The organism is Paraburkholderia caffeinitolerans (genome assembly GCF_902859945.1).
Taxonomy (GTDB): Bacteria; Pseudomonadota; Gammaproteobacteria; order Burkholderiales; family Burkholderiaceae; genus Paraburkholderia; species Paraburkholderia caffeinitolerans.
The window spans coordinates 28,211-45,957 of record NZ_CADIKL010000039.1; the positions used below are offsets into that span (position 1 = coordinate 28,211).

A 17,747-nucleotide genomic window follows, 5' to 3' on the forward strand; every position below is an offset into this window, starting at 1 on the left:
GGCGCCGACCTTAGCCGCGATATTGCCCCGGCGTGGCCGCCACGAACTGGCGAAAGGCGCGCTGAAGATGGGCCTGGTCGGCGAAACCGGCTTCGGCGGCGACGTCGGCGATGGCATGGCCGCGCCGCAATTGCGCGCGGCTGAACTCGATGCGCCGGTTCACCACGTACGCATGGGGTGTCATGCCATATTGCTCGCGAAACGCGCGGATCAAATACGAAGGCGACAAGTTCGCCGCCGTGCAGATCTCTTCGAGCTTGAGCGTGCGCGTGTAATTGTCGTCGATGAACTCGGCGGCGCGTGCGAGGCGCGGATTGGGCCCGCTCGGCGTGTTCTCAGGCGGCGCGGGATTGAGCGCCTGCTGGAGCGCGGTGAAGTACTGCGTGACGGCGCATTCCTTGTGCAGCGCGTCTTCGTGCGGATTCACGAGCACGTCGTAGAGCACATTGAGCCCTGCGAACAGATCGGCGCGCCACGTGAGCGTTTGCGCGAACGGAACGAATGCCGCCTGTGCGCCGAAGCCCTGCGCGTGCTGGAGCGCTGCGAGCCAATCCGCGTCGAGATGGAACATGCGATAGGACCACGCTTCGTCGGCGGCGGGATTGCATGCGTGCACAACGTTCGGATTGACGATAACCACGGCGCCCGCATGCACGCGCTCCAGCGTGTTGCCGTTCAGATAGGTGCTGCGCCCGCCCGTTACCGCGCCAATCGAGAAGGTGTCGTGCGCATGGCGGCCGTAGCGCAGCTTGCGGCCGTCGGCAATGGCGCGGACTTCGATGAACGGGAGCGCCGGGTCGCGCCAGAAAGTGGGCGTGGTGTCGGTCGGTTGTGGCACGGCGGACCTCGGTGGCGATGCGGTGCGAAGAATCGAGAGGCCATATTAACGCAGACGGGCGATACCCCTATGGGGAAGCGCGCGCCGCAATCGTGCTAGCGTTGGGGGTTCGATCCATTTTCATCGTTTCGCGCTCGATTCATGAACCCCGCACCGCTCACCATCCGCACGCTCACCGAAAACGACATCGACACGTTTCACGCCCTGCGTTTGCAGGCGACCATCGATACTCCGTTCGGCATCGTGCCCACTCTCGAGGAGGAAGCGCGCTGGACGCGCGAGGAAAACATCGCGCGCGTGTGCGAGACCGACCGGCAGGCCGTGTTCGGCGCGTTCGATGGCGCGGCGCTGGTGGGCATCGTGGGCTGGCGGCGCGAGGCGCGTCAGAAGCTGGCGCACAAGTCGCACATCTGGGGCGTATTCGTCCAGCCAGCATATCGGCGCGCGGGTATCGCGCGGCGCCTGATGGAGCGCGCCATCGAGCATGCGCGCGCGAGCGGCGTCGAGCAGGTTCAACTGACCGTGGGAGCAAGCAATCCGCGCGCGCAATCGTTGTACCGCTCACTCGGCTTCGCGATATACGGCACCGAGCCGCGCGCCATGTGCATCGACGGCGAATATTTCGACGAAGAGCACATGCTGCTGATGCTCGACTGAACCTGCACACATCGCACGTGAAGCGGCGGCGCACGATGTTTCATCATTTCGTCATACATAAGCACCGATAATCCCCTCCGAATAAATTGGCCTCACGTGCCACGAGTCGCGCAGCCATAGCGCGTCCGGCATGGCGAAAGGCCCGGGGATTTCGACATGACCATTCGCCACCGCATCACGCTACTCATCGCGCTGATGTTTGTCGCGTTGTCCGCCATTGGCGGCTACGCGGTCTATCAGACGCGCCACAGCGCCACCGACGTCCATCAGGTCACACAAGGCGTCGTGCCTAGCGCGCTGGCGTCTTCCGATCTCGTATCGCTCGTGAAAGACGCGCAGCTCGCGACAATGACGCTCGTCTATGCGCCCGACGCGACCACTGCCCAACTGGCGCAGGACGAACTCAAGAAAAAGAAGGCCGCGCTGAGCGCCGCGCTCGACGTGCAGCGCCGGGCCGCCGCGAGCCACGCGCAGGAGGGGCTTGTCGCGCAGGCGCGCGAAAGCCTCGCGAACTATTTCAACGCCATCGAAGAAACGGCGAACATGAAGGCCGCGGGCAAGAACGAACTCGCGCAGGCGTATCTCTTCGCGAACGTCGCGCAGTATCGCGATGAGCTCGAAGGCATCGTCGCCACGCTGCGCGTGGAGAAAAACCGCCAGAAAGATGAGGCCATCCGGGCGCTCAACGGCATGCTCGACACCACCACGAGCGCCATTGCGGGCGTGACGGGCGGCGCGGTGTTGCTGCTCACACTGATCGGCGCGCTGTTGTATCGGCAGATTACGCGGCCGCTTTCACGCATGCAGGAAATGATGAGCGAGATTGCGTCGAGCCAGGACTTCACGCGCCGCGTGCCGGTGGGCCGGATGGACGAGATCGGCCGCTCGATCGTGGCGTTCAACGGCATGATCGAGAAGATCCAGCACAGCTCCGCCCAGCTCAAGCGCAAGACCGCCGACATTCAGGCGATGCTCCAAAACATGCAGCAGGGCATTCTCACCGTGGTGGAAGGCGCAAGCGTGCACGGAGAATATTCGGCCTACCTCGAAGCGATTTTCGAAACGCGCGAGATCGCGGGGCGCGCGCTCATGGAACTGGTGTTCTCGCACACGGAACTCGATGCCGACACGCTAGCGCAGATCGACGCCGCCGTGCACGCGTGCCTCGGCGAGGACGGCGTGAATTTCGCGTTCAACCAGCACCTGCTCGTGAACGAGATCACGCGCACCATGCCCGATGGCCGCAAGAAGGTGCTCGACCTGAGCTGGTCCGCGATTACCGATGAAAACGACGTGGTCGTGCGTCTCATGCTGTGCGTGCGCGACGTGACCGAGCTTCGCGAACTCGCGGCGGAAGCGGGCGAGCAGAAACGCCGCTTGCAGATGATCGGCGAGATTCTCGCGGTGAGCGAAGAAAAGTTCCATCAGTTCGTGGAAAGCTCGAAGGGTTTCATACACGAGAACGAGCACATCATTCGCCAGCACGACTGCGCGAACACGGACGCCGTCGCTGCACTGTTTCGCAACATGCATACGGTGAAGGGCAACGCGCGCACGTACAGCCTTCAGCATCTCACGGGCGTTGTGCACGAAGTGGAGCAGCGCTACGATGCGCTGCGCCGCGAGGACGCGAGCCACACGTGGGATCAGCAGGCGCTCATCGACGATTTGCAGCGCGTGCGCGAAGCCGTCGATCACTACGCGACGCTCAACGAAGTGAGTCTCGGGCGCGGTGCGCGCGCGCACAACGGGAGCGTCGCGGATGGCGGCATCGGTCGCGAGCAGATCGACGCGAGCCTGCGCCTGCTGGACGACGCGAACGAGCATGATCTCGTTTCGTTGCGTGCGATGCGCACGGAGTTGCGCCGCATGTTGAGCGGCATCGGCACCGAGAGCGTGAAAGAAGCGCTCGCGGGCGTGCTCGATTCGCTGCCTTCGTTGGCACAAGAACTGGATAAGGTCGCGCCGCACGTGCGCATCGATGATGGCGGCTACCGGCTGCGTAGCGAGGCGGCCGGCACCGTGAGCGACGTTTTCACACATCTGCTGCGCAATTCCCTCGATCACGGTATCGAGATGCCGGCGCAGCGCCGCGCGCAGGGCAAGGACGAGGCAGGGCACATTGGCATCAAGGTCTGCGTGGACGACGACGCGCTGCGCATTGCGCTCGCCGACGATGGCCGCGGTCTCGCGCTTGCGCGCATTCGCGCCATTGCGGTAGAGCGCGGCTGGTTAGGCGCTCAGGAACAGGCAAGCGACGAGGCAATTGCCGCGTTCATCTTCCATGCGGGTTTTTCCACGGCGCAAAGCGTGACCGAGGTGTCTGGGCGCGGCGTGGGCATGGATGCGGTGCGCGACTTCCTCGAACGCAAGGGCGGCAACATCGAACTGCGCTTTACCGACAACCGGCAAGGCGCGGATTATCGGCATTTCGAAACGATCGTGTATTTGCCGCGAGCATGCGCTGTCGCGTGCGCGGGCGTACACGAAACCGCGCTGGCGTAATAGGGGGCATCGTGCTTATACCGTATCTGATCGGCGCGGTCGCAGGCCTCGCGTTGGCGGCGTCGTGCGCGGCGGGATTCCATTGGCGTTCGCGCGTGCAGCGGCGCGATGCCGAAAGGCTGCTGCGTACCCTGCATGACGACGCGCTTGCGCAAGCCGAGGCGCGCATGCATGCGGCACAAGAAAGCGCCGCGCAGGCGCATGAGGCGCTGGCGGCGCAGATCGAGTCGCTGCGCGCGGACCTCGCGCAACGCAAGTGGGTGAACGAAGCGATGGAAGCGGCGCTTGGGAGCGAACGCGCACGTAGCGCCGAAGCGCGGCAGCGCGCCGAACGCATCGCGGCGGAGACAATGCGTCTGAAGCAGATGTCGACGCTCTTCGAGCGCTGGCACGAGCAAATGATCTCGTTGATGGCGCAGAACCGCGACATGCACCAGAAGAATCAGGTGCTCTCGTCGATCGTGAGCCATGTGCTGATCGTGTCGCTCAATGCGTCGATCGAGGCGGCGCGCGCGGGTTCGGCGGGCCGGGGCTTCTCGATCGTCGCGGGCGAGGTGCGCGCGCTCGCCACGCGTTCGCAGGAGCTCTCGAAGAGCTACCGTGAGAGCCTGCACCGTAACGACCTCGTCACGACTGCGACGTTCCAGGACATTCAGGCGGGCGGCAAGCTGATTGCAGCCTCACTTGCGAGTGTGGAGTCGCTCACGCAGCAATTGCACGCGCAACTCCAGGAAGCGCCGGATGGGGGGCGCGCATGATTGGCCCGCAGGCGCAGGAAAGCTTCGAGCAGATTTTCTTCATGGCGGCGCGCACGCGCCTCGTGACCGATCCGCAGCATGCGTGCGAGATCGTGGCGGCGTCTAACGATAGTGCGCGGGGCGAGCATGCGGTGCTGCTCACGATCTCGTCGATGCAGTTTCGCCTGCTGTTGATTCTTAATATAAAGGATGACGAAGCAATTCGAACGTACTACCTGGGTGCAGCGGAAGGCGCGCTGGTGGACGCGTTCATGGAGTTCGGCAATCTCTGCTGCGGGGCGATGAACCAGCATCTGCTCGAACATTTCCCGGATCTCGGGATGTCCACGCCGTACGCGCTCGACAGCCAATGCTTGCAGTATCTGCGCGAACTGAAGCCTGATTACGTGCAGTCCTATGCGCTAACGATCGACGGCGCCGTGCAGCTAGGGGCGACGCTGTGCGTCTGCGCAGGTGCGCCGTTCGATTTCGCGGCCGCTCCGTTGAGCGCGGCGCACGAAAGCGCGGGCGAACTCGAATTGTTTTGACGAACCCTCATGAAAATGCGCCACTCGGGCGCAAAGGAACCCAACAAGATGGCGAAGATTCTGGTGGTGGACGATTCAGGCGCGGTGCGCGACGAAGTGGCAGGCTTTCTGCGCAAGAATGGCCTGGACGTGGATACGGCCGTGGACGGCAAGGACGGTCTCGCCAAGCTGCGCGCGAACCCGGCCGTGAAGCTCGTGGTGAGCGACGTGAACATGCCGAACATGGACGGCCTTACGATGGTCGAGAAGATTCGCGGCGAACTGGGGAACGCCGCGGTGAATGTCGTGATGCTCACGACCGAAAGCAGCCCTGCCATGAAGGAGCGCGGCAAGGCTGCGGGCGTGCGCGGCTGGATCGTGAAGCCGTTCAAGGGTGATGCGGTGCTGGAAACGTTCCGCAAGCTGGCGGGCTGAAGCCGCGTCCGGCAATCACGCCGCGAGTGCGCTCGCCTTCGCCGGGCTCAGCAACACCGGAATCGACTTCGAAGTGGGCGTGCCCGCGCCATCGGCAACGGATGAAAGCGGCACGAGCGGATTGGTCTCCGGATAGTACGCGCCGAGGCAGCCGCGCGGAATGTCGTACTCCACGAGCAGGAAGTCCTCGACATGGCGTTCCACGCCGTCGTCCCACACGCTCGTGATGTCCACGCGCTGGCCCGGCTCGTAGCCGAGCATCGCGATGTCTTCACGGTTTGCGAACAGCACGCGGCGCTGGCCGTAGACGCCGCGATAGCGGTCGTCGAGACCATAGATCGTGGTGTTGTACTGGTCGTGCGAACGCGTGGTCATCAGCGTCATCAATTGCTGGCCGTGCGCGGCGCGGGCGCGATGGATGGGCGTGTCGAGTGCAATCGCGTGCACCACGAACTGCGCCTTGCCGCTTTCGGTCATCCAGACGCGGTCGCGCGAGGCTACGCCCAGATGGAAGCCGCCGGGCTGCTTCAGGCGCTCGTTGTAATTCTCGAAGCCATCCAGGACTTTCTCGATGCCGTCGCGGATCTTCGAATAATCGGCGGCCAGGCCGAGCCAGTCCACTTTCTCGCTGCCGAGCGTGGCGTGCGCCATGCGCGCAACGATGGCGATCTCCGAAAGCAGATTCTGCGAAGCAGGCCGGTTCATGCCGTACGAGATGTGCACCATGCTCATCGAGTCTTCCACGCTTACGCCTTGCGGCACGCCGTTCTGCATGTCGATCTCGGTACGGCCGAGCGTGGGCAGAATCAGCGCGTCCTTGCCGTGCACGAGGTGGCTGCGGTTGAGCTTGGTGGTCACGTGCACCGTGAGCGCGCACGAACGCATCGCTTCCCACGTGCGCGGCGTGTCGGGCGTGGCGATCGAAAAATTGCCGCCCAGGCCGATGAACACCTTCACGCGGCCTTCGAGCATCGCGTGGATCGTTTCGACCACGTCGTAGCCGTGCTCGCGCGGCGGCTCGAAATCGTAGGCCGTGCCGAGGCGGTCGAGAAACGCCTGGGTGGGCTTCTCCTCGATGCCTACCGTGCGGTCGCCTTGCACGTTCGAATGGCCGCGCACCGGGCACAGGCCCGCGCCGCGCCGCCCGATGTTCCCGCGCATCATCATGAGGTTCGAAAGCAGTTGCACGGTGGCGAGCGAGTTCTTGTGCTGCGTGATGCCCATGCCCCAGGTCGCGATGGTGGCACGGCCCTTCGCGTAGATGTCCGCGAGCTGGAACACCTCGTCGAGCGGCACGCCCGATTCGGCGACGATGGTGTCCCACGACTCGGCGCGCAGGTCGGCCGCGAAGGCTTCGAAGCCCACGGTATGTTCGGCGAGGAAATCCACGTCGAGCACGCGTTCTGCACCCATCGCGCGCGCGGCGTCGTCGAGTTCGAGCGTGCGCTTGGCCACGCCCTTGATGAGCGCGAAGTCGCCGCCCACGCGCGGACGGATGAACACCGAGCTGATCTGCACGCCCGACGGCGAGAGCATGTCGAGCGTGTGCTGCGGGCTCGCGAAGCGTTCGAGGCCGCGCTCCTTGAGCGGGTTGATCGAGACGATGGTGGCGCCGCGCTTGGCGCAGTCGCGCAGCTCGCCCAGCATGCGCGGGTGGTTGGTGGCGGGATTCTGGCCGAAGATCAGCAGCGTGTCGGCGTGCTCGAAGTCGTCGAGCGTGACCGTGCCCTTGCCGATGCCCACCGTGCCCGGCAGGCCGCGGCTGGTGGCTTCGTGGCACATGTTCGAGCAGTCGGGGAAGTTGTTGGTGCCGTACATGCGCACGAACAACTGATAGAGGAACGCGGCTTCGTTGCTTGCGCGGCCCGAGGTGTAGAAGGCGGCGCGGTTCGGGTCGTCGAGCGCGTTGAGGTGCTTCGCGACGAGCCTGAACGCATCGTCCCAGGCGATCGGCACGTAGCGGTCCTGGTTCGCGTCGTAGACGAGCGGATCGGTCAGGCGGCCGTGCTGCTCGAGTTCGTAGTCGGATTGCGCCATCAGCTCCGTCACGGTGTGCTCCGCGAACAGTTGCGGCGTCGCGCGCTTGCTGGTGGCCTCGGCGGCCACGGCTTTCACGCCGTTCTCGCAGAACTCGAAGGTGGAGGCGTGCTCGCGGTCGGGCCACGCGCAGCCCGGGCAGTCGAAGCCGTTGGGCTGGTTCTGCTTGAGCAGGGTCCGGTAGTTGCCGCCTGTCACCTTCTCCTTGATGAGGTTGATGGCGACTTGCTTGAGCGCACCCCAGCCGGCGGCGGGATGGTGGTAGGGCTCGATGCGGGCTTGCGGCTTTTTCATGGTGCGTCTGGATCGGATCTGGCTGGGGCGGTGCGGGTGCACAGCCCGATGTACGAAGCGTACTGTGTTCCTGTATGCGCGGTGATCACAGAAAAACGAAAAGGCAAGGGGTACAGTTGCGGCGATTTGTCATAGACTCTGGGAATCGCCCGCCTTGCTCGCGTTGAGATAACTGCCGCCCGTGACCGCTCCATCCGCCGCTCCCCGCTACGAACAACTCGCCGACGACATCGAAGCCGCCGTGCGTCGCGGCGTGTTCGCCGCGGGCGAGCGCATTCCTTCGGTGCGGCGGGCGAGTGTTCAGCACGGCGTGAGCATCAAGACCGTGGTGCACGCCTATGCGTTGCTGGAGAGCCGGGGCGTGATCGAGTCGCGGCCGCAGTCGGGGTTTTTCGTGAAGGCGCGGCCGGTGGCGCGCAATGGGTCGCCTGCGCGCGCCGAGGGGGCCGCTCGTGGGACGGCTCAGGGCTCATCTCAGGGCGAGAAGGGGCGCCGCGCGGGCGCGGAGAAGGTGCCGATGGAACCCGCGCCCAACGCCGCGCCCGCGCCGGTGGACGTGAGCCGCCTCGTGTTGTCCACGCTGCGCAGCATCGTCGCGCAGGACGCGGTGCCGCTCGGCTCGCCGTATCCGGATCCGGCGCTGTTTCCGTGGCGGCGCATCAACCAGTACGCAAATGCGATCGCGCGCCGCCACGCGGGCTGGAACCTGATCGACGACCTGCCGCCCGGTAATCCCGAACTGATCCGCCAGATCGCGCGCCGCTACGCGGAGAACGGCGCGGACGTGGATCCCGAGGAAATCGTCATCACGGTGGGCGCGACCGAGGCCATCAACCTGAGCCTGCAGGCGGTGGCAAAGCCGGGCGACACCGTGGTGGTCGAGTCGCCCACGTACTACGCGATGCTGCACGCGATCGAGCGTCTCGGCATGCGTGCCATCGAAGTGAGCACGCATCCCGACACCGGCATCGACCTCGACGCGCTAGAGCGCGTGCTCGCGCGCAAGAAGGTGGCCGCGTGCATGGTGATGCCGAATTTCCAGAATCCACTGGGCTTTCGCATGCCCGAGGCGAACCTGCGGCGGCTCGTGGCGCTGGCCGAGGCGCACGACTTGCCTGTGATCGAGAACGACGTTTATCAGGAGCTCTATTTCGGTCCCACGCGGCCATCGTCGCTCAAGCAGTTCGACACGCGCGGGCTCGTGCTTCATTGCGCGTCGTTTTCGAAAAGTCTTTCGGCATCCTACCGGATTGGCTGGGCGCTGCCGGGGCGCTATCGCGCGCAGGTCGAGAAGCTCAAGTTCCTCAACACGCTCACGACGCCTTCGGTGCCGCAAGTCGCGCTGGCCGACTATCTGCGCCACGATGGCTACGACCGCCACCTGCGCCGGCTGCGCCGCTTCTATCGCGAGCAGGCGCGGCTCATGCGTGCGATGATCGAGCGGTTCTTTCCCGCCGGCACGCGCACCACCGACCCGCAGGGCGGCTATGTGCTGTGGGTCGAGCTGCCGCCGCGCGTGGACTCGATGCGGCTGTATCGCGCCGCGCTCGCGCAGGGCATCACGATCGGGCCGGGTTATATGTTTTCGATGCGCAACGACTTTCACCATTACATTCGCCTGAACTACAGCTATCCGTGGACCGCGCAGACCGAGGCGGCGTTGAAGACGCTCGGCGAGCTAGTCGCGCGCATGGCATGAGGAGACACGATGAACGACGCAAGCGACGAAGATAAGGAAAGCGGCGACGAAATCGATCCGGCGCTGGTGGCCATACTCGAGCAACTGTGGCGCGCGCAATGCGAAACGCCGGGGCGCGCATGGTCGCTCGCGAAGCTATCGAAACAGTCGGGCGTGCCGATGAGCGCTTTGCGTCGCCATCTCACGGGCCTCGTGGACGGCGGCCTGGTCGTGACGACGCTTGCCGAGGACGGCACCGGCAGCGCGAGCCTTTCCGAGGACGGCCGCGCGTTCTGCGCGGAAGTTTTCGGCGAGGCAACGCCATAACGCGCGGCTTCATGCTGCCGCACTGAACTTTTTTACCCTATTCGCCATCATTGGCGCGAAGGCCATGGACTATATCGACACCCTGCGGATCTTTCGTTCTGTGGTCGAGGCACGCAACTTCACGCGCGCCGCGGACATGCACGGGATCGCCACGCCCGCCGTCTCGCGCGCGATCGCGCGGCTGGAAAAGCGTCTGGGCAGCCGGCTCTTTCATCGCACCACGCGCGCGGTCTCGCTCACCGAAGCCGCCGAGCGCTTCTACGACGGCTGCTGCCGCGTGCTCGACGACCTCGACGCGCTGGAGGCCGGCGCGACCGAGCAGACCCGCGAGGCCAACGGTGTGCTGCGCCTCGTCGCGCACACCTCGGCCACGGTGCACCGGCTCGTGCCGCTGATTTCCGGCTTCAAGCGCGCGCATCCCAACGTGACGCTCGACATAATGCTGACCGAGCGCCCCGTCGATCTCGTTGCGGACGGCTACGATCTCGGGCTCGTGCTGCCGTTCATGCTCAACAACGAAGGCACGGTGACGAAGCTGCTCGAGCGCATTCCGCTCGCGCTCGTCACCACGCCCGGGTACCTCGCGGCTCACTCGATGCCGCGCCATCCCTCGGATCTCGAAGCGCACGTGTTCGTGCCGATGCCGCCTTCGCTGCGCAAGCCGTCGCTGACGTTCCGCGATGGCGAGAAGGACGTGACCGTGCGCATGAAGTACGAAGTCGCCTCGAACAATCCCGACTTCAATCTCGCGATGGTGCTGGAGGGCTTCGGCATCGGCGCGCTGCCGCGCGGGCTCGTGCAGCGCGAAGTGGCGGCGGGGCAGGTCGTCACGCTGCTCGACGACTATCCCATCATCGACTCGCAGATCGAGCTTCGTCTCGCCTATGCATCGCGCACGCTGCTGCCCGCGAAAGTGCGCGCGTTCATCGACCACGCCACCGAGTTCTTCGGCGACTCGGTGCAGCGGTTCGATTGAGCGGCAGGCGATCCTGCGGCAGGCGGTCTTGCGTCCGGTGACAGGGCGGATCGATGGCGCGTCGGCTCATATTTCGGCGCGCGCCGCCGCGCGCCATTGCGCGGGCGTCATCCCCACATGGCGCTTGAAGCCGCGCTGAAACGCGGCGTCGGACTGATAGCCCACGAATTCGCCGATCTCGGCCACCGGCTGAGCGCTTTGCGCGAGCATGCGGCCCGCGAGCGTCATGCGGATGTCGGTGAGCACGTCGGCGGCGCTGCGCCCGATCGCGTCGTCGAAATGACGCGCGAACGTCGCGCGCGACATGTGGCATAGCGCGGCGAGCTCAGGCAGCGTCCAGGGCTTGCCAGGCGTGTCGAACATGGCATCGATGGCGGGCTGCAGGCGCGGTTGCCGCGCGAGCGCGAGCAGGCCGCGCGGCGGTGCATCGGCGTGGCTCGCGTAGCGCAGCGTGAGGGCGAACAGCGCACCCGAAAGATGGTTGACGAGCGATTCGCTGCCGGGCTGCGCGTCGAGCGCCTCGTCGCGCAGCAGCGCGATCAGGCGCACGAGACGCTCGGGCGGGTCGCCGCTTGCGCTCGCGCTGTGCACCACGAGCCGCGCGGGCAGATGCTCGCGCAACAGGCGTTGCGGCACGGCGGGCAGCAGGAAGCGGCCACAGAGCACATCCACGGCGTGCTGCCCGGCGAGGTTCGTTTCGACTACATGGCCTTGCTCGACGCGCTGTTCCACGGCGGCCGGCGACGCGCCGCTGCCATCGTGCAGCAGGTGGGGCGCACCCGAGGGGAATAGCACGATGTCGCCCGCATGCAGGGCCGTGGGCGCGCCGTGCGTATCCTCGACGATGGCGGTGCCGCTCAGCAGCACGTGATAGTGAATCTCGCGCGTGCCGGCGGCGGGCTGGTCGATGCGCCACGGCGCGCCGAAGTGGCAGCGCGCGTCGAGGCGGCCCGCAACGGGCATGAGCATCAGAAGGCGGCTGAGGATGTCCATGGGCGCATGGATGAGACGAACGGGCATGAAGTCGCGCCATTCTGGCATTAAAAGCGCCGGGCCGCGCGACTAGACTGGCTTCATGCCATCGACGATGGCTACGCAACACAGTCAGTCACATCCCACCCGAGGAGTCGATCATGTCCCGTCTTTCCGCCATCCGCCCCGAAGCCGCCACCGGCGCCGCCGCCGAAATCTTCGCGAAGATCCGCAAGGCCGTCGGCAAGGTGCCGAACGCTTACGCCACCATCGGCACGCACAGCCCCGAGGCGCTCGGCGCGATGCTCGCCGTCGACGCCGTGCTGGCCGGCGGCACGCTCGCCAAGCCTGACACCGAAACCATCAAGCTCGCGGTGAGCGAAGTGGCGGGCTGTGATTACTGTGTGGCCGCGCACACGCTGGCGGGCAAGTTCGCGGGCCTCTCGCCCGAAGCGATGAAGCAGATTCGCGCAGGCGATGCCACCGGCGATGCGAGGCGCGACGCGCTCGTGCGTTTCGTGCGCGTGCTGGTGCGCACGCACGGCACGGTCGCCGAAGCCGAAGTCAACGCGATTCGCGAGGCGGGCTACACGGAGCGGCAGATCGTGGAGATCGCGCTGGCCATCACGTCGATCACGTTCACGAATCTCGTGAACCGCGTGAACGACACGACGCTCGATTTTCCGGCTGTGGCGTGACGATTGAGCGGCGAGGCGGCGCTTACGTTGCTTTCAATGGGCAGGCGCTGCCTCATCGCTCTTATCTGCACATCGGCAAACTCTCGCAAACACCAGCGTTTCGATTCGGCGCGAAGATGGCATGATGAAGCTCTCTTGATTCGACGCATCGCCGCCGGTCTTCATGAAACGACATCGACAGCCTTTGCCGCATTTCATGCGCGACCCGTCGCATCCGGCGTGGCGCGATCTCGCGCTCACGTCACTGCCGATTGCGCTGTTCTGTGCCGCGGTGGTTGCGGTGTTCGTGTGGCTCGTCGACCCATCGCCGCCGCGCACCATCACCATCAGCGCGGGGCCGCGCGACAGTTCGTTCATGCAGATGGCGCAGGCGTACAGCAATATCCTCGCGCGCAACGGCATCAAGCTCAAGGTGGTGGAGTCGGACGGCTCGGTGCAGAACCTGCAGCGCCTGCTCGATCCCAAGTCGAAGGTCGACCTCGCATTCGTCCAGGGCGGCGTGGCCGACGGGCTCGACACGCGCTCGCTCGTGTCGCTCGGCAGCGTGGCGTATCTGCCCATCGTGGTGTTTTATCGCGGCTCGGGGCTCACGCGGCTTTCCCAGCTCGACGGCAAGCGCATCGCCATCGGCCGCGTGGGCAGCGGCACGCGCGAGCTCTCGCTGAAGCTGCTGGCCGCGAACGGCATGGAGCCGGGCGGCGACTCGACCTTCCTGCCGCTCGACGGCATGGAAGCCGCCACCGCGCTGGTCTCGGACCGTGTGGACGTCGCCATGCTGAGCGGCGACTCCGCCACGCGCGAACTCATGCAGCGCCTGCTCGGCATACCCGGTATTTCGGTGATGAGCTTCGACGAATCGTCGGCTTATGCGCGGCTCTTTCCGTATCTGGAGAGCATCGACCTGCCGCCCGGCGTGCTCGACCTGCGCCGCCGCATGCCGCCGCAAACCGTGCATCTGATCGGGCCGACCGTGGAGATCGTGGCGCGCAACACCTTGCATCCGGCGATTTCGGACCTCATCGTCGAAGCCGCGGGCGAGGTCAATGGTGTGCCCGGGCTGCTGCAGCGCGCGGGCGAATTTCCGAGCCCCGTCGCGCATGACTTCCGCATCAGCGAAGACGCCACGCGCTATTACAAATCGGGCAAGAGCTTTCTCTATCGCACGCTGCCGTTCTGGCTCGCCAGCGTGGCCGACCGTTTGCTCGTGTTGCTGCTGCCGCTTGCCGTGCTGGTCATTCCGGCGCTGCGGGCGATACCCGCGCTGTATAGATGGCGCGTGCGCTCGCGCATTTACCGCTATTACGGCACGCTCATCGCGATCGAACGCGACGCGCTCAAGCATTCGAGCGAGGACGAGCGGCGCGCGCTCATTGCGGAGCTCGACGAAATCGAGCGCGCGCTCAATACGCTGCGCATGCCGCTCGCCTATGCCGATGCTTTCTATGTGCTGCGCGAGCACGTAGGCTTCGTGCGCATGCATCTGGCGCCCGGACCTAAACAGTCTGAAGGCGCAGGGCATTGAAAGAAAAGGGAATTTCAGATTACTGGAATGATTGCTGGAATTATTTCCGAATCCATGTCATTAAATGTAATTAATGCAATTCCGGAAACTGACAGTTCCTTGACGAACTCGCGGTTGACACGGTAAGTCATACCCCTATATTTTTCGATGCTAGTGTGTTGTCACACGTCGAATCAGAATCGCGGTGCCTCGATTAAACTCTCAGTCCGCACCGCAGGCGGGCTCTCCATTTCGGGGACCTGAAAGAATTATCCGCAACGAGGAGGAACGATTCGTGAAATCGTCCGGTGTACGCCAGCGCGCCGTCTGGCTCATGTGCGCCGCACTCGCGGCCGCACCGCTTTACATTGGCCCGACCGGGCCTACCGCCGCCATCGCGCAAAGCGCGACTCAGCAGGCGCCGCATCTGTCGAACGAACAACTCGACTCGCTCACGGCGCCCATCGCGCTCTATCCCGACGCGCTGCTCGCACAGGTGCTCATGGCTGCCACGTTCCCGGCAGACGTGCAGGCCGCCGCCGCGTGGTCCAAAGCCAACCCGAATGCAAAGGGCGACGACGCCGTGAAGGCCGTCTCCTCGCAGCCGTGGGACCCGAGCGTGCAGTCGCTCGTGGCCTTCCCGCAGGTGCTCGCCACCATGGATTCCAAGCCTGACTGGGTCGAGCAGATCGGCAGCGCCTTTCTCGCGCAGCCCAACGACGTCATGGACTCCGTGCAGCGTCTGCGCTTGCAGGCGCAACGGGCGGGCAACCTGAACTCCAACGAGCAGCAGAAGGTCATCGTGCAGCCCGCCGCGAGCCCCTCGACCACGCAAACCATCGTGATCGAGCCGGCCAATCCGCAGGTGGTGTACGTGCCCACGTATAACCCGACCGTGGTTTACGGCACGTGGATGTATCCGGCTTATCCGCCGGTGTACATGCCGCCGCCTCCGGGCTACGCGATCGCCACGGGCTTCATGACGGGGCTGGCGTTCGGCGCGGGCATCGCGGTGGCGAACTCGTTGTGGGGCGGCTTTGGCTGGGGTTCGCACGATGTCAACATCAACGTGAACCGCTACAACAACATCAACGTCAACAACCGCATCAACTCGAACCACAGCACGGCGAACTGGAATCGCAACAACAACGTCGAGCGCCGCAACCAGAGCTTCAACGGCCAGCGCAACAACTTCAATGGCCAGCGTGGCAATAACCTCAACGGCGGCCAGCGCAACAACCAGTTCCGCGGTTATGACCAGTCGCGTTCGCAGGCCATGCAAACGCTGCAGAACCGCACCGGCCAGAACATGAGCGGCAATGCGAGCCAGCGCCTGCAAGGCATCCAGCAAGGCGGCCGCCCCAATGGCAACGGCAGCCACGGCAACCTCTCGGGCGCTACACGCAATGGCAACGGCAACCTCTCGGGCGCCACGCGCAATGGCAACGGCAACCTTTCGGGCGCTACGCGCAACGGCAGCCACGGCAATCTCTCGGGTGCCACGCAGAACGCCAATCGCGCCGATCTCGCCAACCGTTCGCAGAGCGCGAACCGCAGCAATGCGCTGCGCGGCGCCGGCGACGGCAATGCGGCTCGCGCCGACATGCAGCGCGGCCAGCAAAGCCGGCAGTCGTTCCAGAACCGGGGCGGCGGCGGTGGCTTCAACGGTGGTGGCGGCGCACACAACTTCGGCGGCGGCGGTGGTGGCGCGCACAACTTTGGCGGCGGCGGCGGCCGGGCTGGCGGTGGTGGCGGACACTTCCGTCGTTGAATCTCTATAGGAGTCTTGCGATGATCCGCAAACACGCACGCCTTCCGTCGCAACAAGCATCGCGCGACGCAAGGCCTGCCGGGCTCGCCCGGCTCACCGCGGCAGTGGCGTTCGCGCTGTTCGCCGCGCCCGCTCTGCTGGCCCTGCCCGGCGCAGGCGTGGCTTCGGCGCAAGCCGTCTACGCTACGCCCGACGCGGCGGCAGAGGCATTCGGCAACGCGCTGGCCACCAATGACCATGACGCGATGAAGCACGTGCTCGGCAACAATTTCGAGCAGTTCATCCCCACCAAGGACATCGGCGAGGAAGACATCTACGATTTCCTCGGCGCGTGGTCGAAGGGCCATCAGATCGTGCCCGACGCCACTCCCGTGGCCGGCAAGGCAAGCGCTCACCTGGCCGTGGGCGACAGCGGCTGGACGCTGCCCATCCCGCTCGTGCAGAACGCCAAGGGCTGGAGCTTCGACCCGCGCGAGGGCGCAAGCGAAATGCTCACGCGGCGCATCGGCAGCAACGAGCGCGCGGCCATGCTCAGTTCGCTCGCCTATGTCGACGCGCAGAACGACTACCGCAAGCTCACGCAGCACTATGCACAGCGCCTCGTGAGCACGCCCGGCACGCATGACGGCCTCTACTGGCCGGTCGAGCAGGGCGAGGAAGAAAGCCCGCTCGGCCCGCTGGCCGAAGTCATGATGCGCGACTCGAAAGTCACGCCGCAGGAGGGCTATCACGGCTACCACTTCCGCATTCTCACGGCGCAGGGCGCCCATGCGGAGGGCGGCGCGCGCAGCTATATGGCGAACGGCCAGCTGGCCAACGGCTTCGCGCTCGTGGCGTGGCCGGCGCAATATGGCAAGACGGGCGTGATGAGCTTCATCGTCAATCAGGACGGCAAGCTTTATCAAAAGGACCTTGGGCCCAACGGCGCGCGCACCGCCGCCGCGCTCAAGAGCTTCGATCCCGATTCGTCCTGGCAGTCCACCACGCCTTGATCTGACGTTGTCTGGGGCCGGCGCTGCCCGGCCAGTCGTACGAGCACATGCCGCGTGCCAGCTCCGGAGCGGGCACGCGGCATGCTGCAAACCTTCACACGCTCTCATTCGTGTAGGGGAAACGACATGCAACGACGCACCTTCATGCTTTCAACCGCCGCCGCGCTCGGCGGGTTCGCGCTTGCGGGCTGTACCACCACGCCGGGTGACACCTCGAACGCCGCGACCAATATGTCGAAGCGCCAGTCGATCGACGCGAGCGTCGACAACACCATGGCCAAGCTCTATTCCACCGTGCACGGTTCTCGTGAGCTCGTCGCGAAGTCGCGTGGCGTGCTCGTGTTCCCGTCGGTGCTGCAAGCCGGTTTCTTCGTCGGCGCACAGTACGGCGAGGGCGCGCTGCGCGTAGGCGGGGCCACCGCGGGCTACTACAACACGGTCTCTGGGTCGTTCGGCCTCCAGGCCGGCGCGCAGTCGAAGGCGATCATTTTCTGCTTCATGACCCAGGATGCGCTCGCCAAATTCCGCGCCACGGACGGTTGGGCGGCGGGCGCCGACGCCTCGGTTGCGCTCGTCACGGTGGGGGCGAACGGCGCGGTCGACACCAACACGGCCACCCATCCTGTCGAAGTGTTCGTCCTGACCAACGCGGGCCTGATGGCCGACGTCTCGCTCGAGGGCACCAAGGTCACGCGCCTGAACATCTAGGGCCTGTTATCAGGGTGAGCAGGCGCTAGCTTGTCCCGAGTCACGTTGTTCGCGCAATTCGCCATTGAGCTCCTGTTTTTGGCCGGAGAAACTG

Annotated in this window: 16 protein-coding genes; 13 read left to right on the forward strand and 3 right to left on the reverse strand. The window is 65.3% G+C overall.

Features of this window, described 5'->3' with window-relative positions; all coding sequences use genetic code 11:
- Nucleotides 1-10: 10 nt before the first annotated feature.
- Nucleotides 11-838 (reverse strand): helix-turn-helix transcriptional regulator, encoded by an 828-nt coding sequence (locus HV773_RS28495; protein ID WP_175197506.1) that lies wholly within the window; start codon nt 836-838, stop codon nt 11-13.
- A gap of 141 nt (nt 839-979) precedes the next feature.
- On the opposite strand from HV773_RS28495, the gene HV773_RS28500 reads away from it, so the two are divergent.
- The 5 genes from HV773_RS28500 (at nt 980) to HV773_RS28520 (ending at nt 5,699) form a co-directional block, all read left to right on the forward strand.
- Nucleotides 980-1,495, forward strand: coding sequence for a GNAT family N-acetyltransferase (locus tag HV773_RS28500; RefSeq protein WP_175197507.1), 516 nt, complete (start codon nt 980-982; stop codon nt 1,493-1,495).
- A 156-nt stretch (nt 1,496-1,651) separates the two neighbouring features.
- Nucleotides 1,652-4,000 (forward strand): HAMP domain-containing protein, encoded by a 2,349-nt coding sequence (locus tag HV773_RS28505; protein ID WP_175197508.1) that lies wholly within the window; start codon nt 1,652-1,654, stop codon nt 3,998-4,000.
- An 11-nt stretch (nt 4,001-4,011) separates the two neighbouring features.
- Nucleotides 4,012-4,758: a methyl-accepting chemotaxis protein gene (locus HV773_RS28510; RefSeq protein WP_246282456.1), complete on the forward strand. Its 747-nt coding sequence runs from the start codon at nt 4,012-4,014 to the stop codon at nt 4,756-4,758.
- Nucleotides 4,755-5,285 (forward strand): hypothetical protein, encoded by a 531-nt coding sequence (locus HV773_RS28515; protein WP_175197510.1) that lies wholly within the window; start codon nt 4,755-4,757, stop codon nt 5,283-5,285. Before HV773_RS28510 ends, HV773_RS28515 begins: the two co-directional genes overlap by 4 nt.
- A gap of 48 nt (nt 5,286-5,333) precedes the next feature.
- On the forward strand, nt 5,334-5,699 hold the full coding sequence (locus tag HV773_RS28520) for a response regulator (RefSeq protein WP_175197549.1): 366 nt from the start codon (nt 5,334-5,336) through the stop codon (nt 5,697-5,699).
- Nucleotides 5,700-5,714: 15 nt separating this feature from the next.
- On the opposite strand, the gene HV773_RS28525 is transcribed toward HV773_RS28520, so the two are convergent.
- Complete coding sequence (locus tag HV773_RS28525) at nt 5,715-8,030, reverse strand: FdhF/YdeP family oxidoreductase (protein WP_175197511.1); 2,316 nt, start codon at nt 8,028-8,030, stop codon at nt 5,715-5,717.
- Between the two features lie 181 nt (nt 8,031-8,211).
- Here HV773_RS28525 and HV773_RS28530 point away from each other — a divergent pair, with 181 nt between their 5' ends.
- The 3 genes from HV773_RS28530 (at nt 8,212) to HV773_RS28540 (ending at nt 11,011) form a co-directional block, all read left to right on the forward strand.
- The gene (locus HV773_RS28530; protein WP_175197512.1) at nt 8,212-9,729 is read left to right on the forward strand and encodes an aminotransferase-like domain-containing protein; all 1,518 of its coding nucleotides are present in this window, start codon (nt 8,212-8,214) and stop codon (nt 9,727-9,729) included.
- 9 nt (nt 9,730-9,738) lie between these two features.
- A complete protein-coding gene (locus tag HV773_RS28535; protein WP_175197513.1) occupies nt 9,739-10,035 on the forward strand; it encodes a helix-turn-helix domain-containing protein in 297 nt (98 codons plus the stop codon).
- A gap of 64 nt (nt 10,036-10,099) precedes the next feature.
- Nucleotides 10,100-11,011 carry a LysR family transcriptional regulator gene (locus tag HV773_RS28540; RefSeq protein WP_175197514.1) on the forward strand — a complete coding sequence of 304 codons (912 nt, stop codon included), beginning with the start codon at nt 10,100-10,102 and terminating at the stop codon, nt 11,009-11,011.
- Between the two features lie 66 nt (nt 11,012-11,077).
- On the opposite strand, the gene HV773_RS28545 is transcribed toward HV773_RS28540, so the two are convergent.
- Nucleotides 11,078-12,031, reverse strand: a complete 954-nt coding sequence (locus tag HV773_RS28545) for an AraC family transcriptional regulator (RefSeq protein WP_343052396.1) — start codon at nt 12,029-12,031, stop codon at nt 11,078-11,080.
- 113 nt (nt 12,032-12,144) lie between these two features.
- Between HV773_RS28545 and HV773_RS28550 the strand changes: the two genes are divergently transcribed.
- The 5 genes from HV773_RS28550 (at nt 12,145) to HV773_RS28570 (ending at nt 17,653) form a co-directional block, all read left to right on the forward strand.
- On the forward strand, nt 12,145-12,681 hold the full coding sequence (locus tag HV773_RS28550; protein WP_175197515.1) for a carboxymuconolactone decarboxylase family protein: 537 nt from the start codon (nt 12,145-12,147) through the stop codon (nt 12,679-12,681).
- Between the two features lie 163 nt (nt 12,682-12,844).
- A complete protein-coding gene (locus HV773_RS28555; RefSeq protein WP_175197516.1) occupies nt 12,845-14,203 on the forward strand; it encodes a TAXI family TRAP transporter solute-binding subunit in 1,359 nt (452 codons plus the stop codon).
- A gap of 313 nt (nt 14,204-14,516) precedes the next feature.
- Complete coding sequence (locus HV773_RS28560; RefSeq protein ID WP_175197551.1) at nt 14,517-15,953, forward strand: DUF3300 domain-containing protein; 1,437 nt, start codon at nt 14,517-14,519, stop codon at nt 15,951-15,953.
- A 20-nt stretch (nt 15,954-15,973) separates the two neighbouring features.
- Nucleotides 15,974-16,945, forward strand: coding sequence for a DUF2950 domain-containing protein (locus HV773_RS28565; protein WP_175197517.1), 972 nt, complete (start codon nt 15,974-15,976; stop codon nt 16,943-16,945).
- Nucleotides 16,946-17,071: 126 nt separating this feature from the next.
- On the forward strand, nt 17,072-17,653 hold the full coding sequence (locus HV773_RS28570) for a BPSL1445 family SYLF domain-containing lipoprotein (protein ID WP_175197518.1): 582 nt from the start codon (nt 17,072-17,074) through the stop codon (nt 17,651-17,653).
- Nucleotides 17,654-17,747 lie beyond the last annotated feature (94 nt).

What these genes read in the sequence shown, in the direction of transcription:
- HV773_RS28565 (WP_175197517.1), top strand. Translation starts at nt 15,974, where the DNA reads ATGATCCGCAAACACGCACGCCTTCCGTCGCAACAAGCATCGCGCGAC.
- HV773_RS28535 (WP_175197513.1), top strand. Translation starts at nt 9,739, where the DNA reads ATGAACGACGCAAGCGACGAAGATAAGGAAAGCGGCGACGAAATCGAT.
- HV773_RS28520 (WP_175197549.1), top strand. Translation starts at nt 5,334, where the DNA reads ATGGCGAAGATTCTGGTGGTGGACGATTCAGGCGCGGTGCGCGACGAA.
- HV773_RS28550 (WP_175197515.1), top strand. Translation starts at nt 12,145, where the DNA reads ATGTCCCGTCTTTCCGCCATCCGCCCCGAAGCCGCCACCGGCGCCGCC.
- HV773_RS28525 (WP_175197511.1), bottom strand. Translation starts at nt 8,030, where the DNA reads ATGAAAAAGCCGCAAGCCCGCATCGAGCCCTACCACCATCCCGCCGCC.
- HV773_RS28500 (WP_175197507.1), top strand. Translation starts at nt 980, where the DNA reads ATGAACCCCGCACCGCTCACCATCCGCACGCTCACCGAAAACGACATC.
- HV773_RS28505 (WP_175197508.1), top strand. Translation starts at nt 1,652, where the DNA reads ATGACCATTCGCCACCGCATCACGCTACTCATCGCGCTGATGTTTGTC.
- HV773_RS28515 (WP_175197510.1), top strand. Translation starts at nt 4,755, where the DNA reads ATGATTGGCCCGCAGGCGCAGGAAAGCTTCGAGCAGATTTTCTTCATG.
- HV773_RS28540 (WP_175197514.1), top strand. Translation starts at nt 10,100, where the DNA reads ATGGACTATATCGACACCCTGCGGATCTTTCGTTCTGTGGTCGAGGCA.
- HV773_RS28555 (WP_175197516.1), top strand. Translation starts at nt 12,845, where the DNA reads ATGAAACGACATCGACAGCCTTTGCCGCATTTCATGCGCGACCCGTCG.
- HV773_RS28560 (WP_175197551.1), top strand. Translation starts at nt 14,517, where the DNA reads ATGTGCGCCGCACTCGCGGCCGCACCGCTTTACATTGGCCCGACCGGG.
- HV773_RS28545 (WP_343052396.1), bottom strand. Translation starts at nt 12,031, where the DNA reads ATGCCCGTTCGTCTCATCCATGCGCCCATGGACATCCTCAGCCGCCTT.
- HV773_RS28570 (WP_175197518.1), top strand. Translation starts at nt 17,072, where the DNA reads ATGCAACGACGCACCTTCATGCTTTCAACCGCCGCCGCGCTCGGCGGG.